The organism is Calidithermus terrae (assembly GCF_003574345.1).
GTDB lineage: Bacteria > Deinococcota > Deinococci > Deinococcales > Thermaceae > Calidithermus > Calidithermus chliarophilus.
This window is the reverse complement of record NZ_QXDL01000277.1, coordinates 1-4,441: the sequence shown is the minus strand read 5'-3', so window position 1 is coordinate 4,441 and position 4,441 is coordinate 1. Positions and strand designations below refer to the sequence as shown.

Below are 4,441 nucleotides of genomic sequence, written 5' to 3'. Positions count from 1 at the left end.
GGCTGGGGGGATACCCCCTCCCGCCGGCGGGGAGGGGGTATCCCCCCAGCCCCCCTTGCTAAGGGGGGCAAAGAAAGGGCGTCTGGCGTTTGGCGTACGACGTAGGACGTACGACGCCGGGTGCGGGTCGTACGACCCGCGCCCGGCACCCGCCTCCCGCCTACTTGACCAGCTCCAGCTCCTCCTCAGCCGCCCGGCCCAGCCGCCGGATGCCCTCGCGGATGAGCTCGGGGTCGGCGTTGGAGAAGGACAGGCGCAGGGTGTTCTGGCCGCTGCCGTCGGCGTGGAAGGGCTGGCCGGGCACGAAGGCCACCTTCTGCTCGAGGGCCTTCTTGAACAGGCTCACCGCGTCGGCACCCTGGGGCAGTTGCATCCAGATGAACATGCCGCCCTTGGGCTGGTTCCAGCTAACGCCCTTGGGCAGGTGCTGGGTCATGGCCTCGAGCATCACGTCGCGGCGGGCGGCGTAGGTCTCGCGGATCTTGGAGAGCTGCTCCTGCAGGCCGTACTTGACCATCTCGTACACCAGCATCTGGTTGAGCGAGCCGGTGTGCAGGTCGGCGCCTTGCTTGGCCTGCACCAGCTTGTGGATCACCGGGCGCGGGCCTACCGCGTAGGCCACGCGCAGGCCCGGGGCCAGGGTCTTGGAGAAGGTGCTGAGGTAGACCACGTTGCCCTCACCCCCGCCGCGCATCTGCTGGTCGAGGCTGTAGAGGGTGGGCAGCTTTTGCCCGCCGTAGTACAGCTCGGCGTAGGCGTCGTCCTCGACGATGGGCACGCCGTACTCACCGGCGAGCTCGACGAGCTTCTGGCGCCGCTCGAGGCTCATCAGGCGGCCCGAGGGGTTCTGGAAGGTGGGCAGGGCGTAGACGAAGCGCGGCCCCTGCTTCAGCACGGCCTCGAGGGCCTCCGGCACCATCCCCTCCTCGTCCATCGCGACCGTGAGGTACTCCGGCTCGTAGGGGTTGAAGGCCGAGAGCGCGCCCATGTAGGTCGGCGACTCCACCGCGACCGCCGAGCCGGCGTCGATGAAGATCTTGCCCAGCAGGTCGAGCCCCTGCTGCGACCCCGACACCAGGAGCACCTGGTCGGGCTGGGTGTTCGGGAGCTGGGCCGCCACCCACTCGCGCAGGGCCGGGTAGCCCTCCGTGGTGCTGTACTGCAGCGCCTGGTTGGCCTTCTCCCGCAGGATGCGGGCGCTGGCCTCCGCCATGGCCTCGGCGGGGAAGAGCTCGGGCGCCGGGAGCCCCCCGGAGAAGGTGATCATCCCCGGCTGCTGGGCCATTTTGAGGAGTTCGCGGATGGTCGAGCTGGTGATGCGCGTGGCGCGCCGCGCGAAGCGGCTATCCCATGAGATTGGAGAACCCATGACCCAAGTCTACTGCGTTTTTGGGGCGGGGTGAGGGAATTGCGTTACATGAGGGTTGGGTTATGGGAGGGGATGGTCGGTGGCCGCACGTGGGTTATGCGTCGTACGTCCTACGTCGTACGCAATACGCAAAACGCCAAACGCAAAACGCCAGACGCCTTGTTCCCCCCTTAGCAAGGGGGGCTGGGGGGATACCCCCTCCCCGCCGGCGGGGAGGGGTTCCCACGGGCCTTTCGCTGACGGCTGATGGCTGACAGCTGACCGCCGTCCGCCACGAGCCACTAAACCCGCTCGCCGCCCACCTGCGCCTACGTCGAGCGGTACAGCTCGACGTACTCCTGTGCCGGGCGGTCCCAGGAGAAGTCGCGCAGCATCCCGTTGCGGGCCACCGCCGGGCGGTCGGGGTGCTTGAGGAACTCGCTCACCCCGTGCAGCACGCCCCCGGCGTCGGCGTGTTCGAAGAGGAAGCCGGTTTCCCAGTGCTGCACGGTGTCCTTGAGGCCGCCTACCGCCCGCACGACGGGGGGGGTGCCGTAGCGCATGGCGATCATCTGGGCCAGGCCGCAGGGCTCGAAGCGCGAGGGCATGAGGAAGCCGTCGCAGCCGGCGTAGATGCGGTGGGCCAGCGGCTCGTTGAAGCCCTGGACGTAGGCCACGCGGCCTTTGTGGTGCTGGGCGGCCCAGGCGAAGGTGCGCTCGAGGTAGGGGTCGCCGCTGCCCAGCACCATGAGGTTGACCCCCATGCCCATCAGGCCGGACAGCGCGTCGAGGATCGTGTCGATGCCCTTCTGGTGGGCGAAGCGCGACACCACGCCCAGGGTGGGGCGGTCCTCGAGGCCGTACTCCGCCAGCAGCTCGGCCCGGGTCGCCGCCTTGCCGCTTAGGTCGGTGCTGCCGTAGGGGTGCGCGAGGTAGCGGTCGTCGCGGGGGTTCCAGTAGGCGGTGTCCAGGCCGTTGAGGATGCCCCGCAACTTCCACTCCTGCGCCCGCAGCACCCCGTCGAGCCCCTCCCCGAACGCAGGGGTGCGGATCTCCCAGGAGTAGCTCGGCGAGACCGTCGTCACCCGGTCGGCGTTGACGATGCCGCACTTCATCAGGTTGACGGCGCCGTTGTGCTCGAGGCCCGCCCCGTAGTAGGTCTCGCCGGGCAGCCCGCTCCAGGCGTAGAAGTCCTGCGAGCCCCACACCCCCTGGTAGGCCAGGTTGTGGATGGTGTACACGGTGCGCCCGCCGAACCAGCCCAGGTTGCGCAGCAGCGGCAGCAGCGCGGCCTGCCAGTCGTGGGCGTGCACGACGTCGAAGCCCTGCAGCAGCTCGGCCACCGCCATCTGGAACCGGAGGAAGCGGCGGAAGTCGTCGTCGTAGCCGTAGGGCTTGTCGCGGGCGAAGTCGGGCAGGCCCACCAGCACGTAGCGCACCCCTTCGTGCTCGGCGTGCCCGATGCCCGCCTTATCGCGCCCGCCCGCGAAGTTGAACCAGGCCTCCCCCACGTAGTAGCCCTCGATGCCCCAGTACCACGGCAGGAAGACGGTGGGCTCGAGGCCCTGCCGCTTGAGCGCCTGGGGCAGGCTTCCCACCACGTCGGCCAGGCCGCCCACCTTGGCGAAGGGGAACGCCTCGGATGCTACGAAGGCTACGCGCATGGGACAGTTTTACACCGCCGCGGTCTGCCGCGGCTAGGCGGGGTCCGACCAGTCCCCCCCGGGGCACAGCACCCCGTTGACCCGCCGGACGGCCTCGAGGCTCGGGTACACGTACGTCCACACCCGCACCGCGCCGCCGTCCGGCCGCCGGGCCTCCACCTCGACGCGCTCGTACTCCCGCCCGGCGTCCTCGAGCGCGTCCAGGGGCACCAGGGCGGCCTCGAGGTCGGCGAAGTACTGCACCTCCCCCCACACCCGCCCCTCCCCCGCCACGATGGCCGGGTAGCTGTAGGGCCGCTCCGAAGCCCTAGGCAGGTGGTAAATCTGGAACCCCTCGAGCCAGGCCCGCTCCGAGCGCACCCACCCGGCCCGCCGGGAAACCTCGAAGTTGCGCTGCCCCTGCTTGAGGGTGCCGTAGACGAAAACCGCGACGGGAGAAGACGGCTGCGACATCGCCCTACACGCTAGTGGATAGGGCGCAAAGGGACAAGGGCCAAGGCGTTTTGCGTCTCGCGTCTTGCGTCTTGCGTTTTGCGTCTTGCGTTTGGCGTTTTGCGTATTGCGTACGACGTAGGACGTACGACCCGCACCCGACGTACGACCCGCGCCCGGCGCTCCTACGGCCGCGGCGACGCCTCGAGCCACACCGAGATCGCGCGGTTGTCCGGCGTCTTGGCGGTGCCCTCGTAGCTCTGGAAGCCGGGGGCCTCGACGGTGTAGCGGTAGGTGGCTTCGGGGAGGTTGGTGAAGGCGGCGTAGGAGGCGGCCTGGCTCGAGACCACCTCCCCGTTCTCGCGGCGCAGGGTGAGGGTGGCCCCGGCGGCGTTGGTGGACAGGCGCAGGGTGCACGGGCACGTCTTGTGCAATTCACCCGCCTCGGGGACGCTGATGCGGACGATGTTGCCCTCGCTGAGGATGTTCTGCTCGGGGTCGAGGGCCCTGGCCCGCACGTTGTACTCCCCGGGGATGCGGAAGTCGTAGGCGAAGGTCCAGGTGCCGTCCTGGCGCACCACGACCCGGCCCACCACCCTCTCCCCTACCAGCACCGCGATCACCCTCCCGGCCGGCCCCGTGCCGCTGAACACCCCGATGCTGCTGCCCAAAGTGCTGCCGTCGGCGGGGGCGGTGATGGTGGTGCCGGTGCTCGAGAGCGGCTGCCCCTCGACGCTGAGGCTAAATTCCTCGCTCTCGGCGAGGGGGTTGCGGTCGGCGTCAACGGCTTTGAGCTGGACGCGGTGGTCGCCGGGGCCGCTGAGGTTGACCTCGGTGCTCCAGCGCCCGGCGTCGTCGCTGGCGACCAAGGCGGCCCTGAGCCCGTCGATCCAGACCTCGACGAGGCTGTTGGGCTGGGCGTTGCCGACGAGCCTGACCTGGGGCGACTCGAGCGAAGCCCCGACGGGGGGCTCGAGCAGCGCGGGCGGGAGCGGGG

Annotated in this window: 4 protein-coding genes; all 4 read right to left on the bottom strand. The window is 69.8% G+C overall.

What is annotated here, in order from left to right; translation table 11 throughout:
• Positions 1-160: 160 nt before the first annotated feature.
• Positions 161-1,369, bottom strand: a complete 1,209-nt coding sequence (locus Mterra_RS19175) for an aminotransferase-like domain-containing protein (protein ID WP_119316586.1) — start codon at positions 1,367-1,369, stop codon at positions 161-163.
• 308 nt (positions 1,370-1,677) lie between these two features.
• A complete protein-coding gene (locus tag Mterra_RS19170) occupies positions 1,678-3,012 on the bottom strand; it encodes a glycogen synthase (RefSeq protein WP_119316585.1) in 1,335 nt (444 codons plus the stop codon).
• A gap of 33 nt (positions 3,013-3,045) precedes the next feature.
• Positions 3,046-3,465, bottom strand: coding sequence for a gamma-glutamylcyclotransferase family protein (locus Mterra_RS19165; RefSeq protein WP_119316584.1), 420 nt, complete (start codon positions 3,463-3,465; stop codon positions 3,046-3,048).
• 164 nt (positions 3,466-3,629) lie between these two features.
• Positions 3,630-4,441, bottom strand: an 812-nt coding sequence (locus Mterra_RS22595; protein ID WP_170159748.1) for a carboxypeptidase regulatory-like domain-containing protein, incomplete at its 5' end; no start/stop codon positions are given.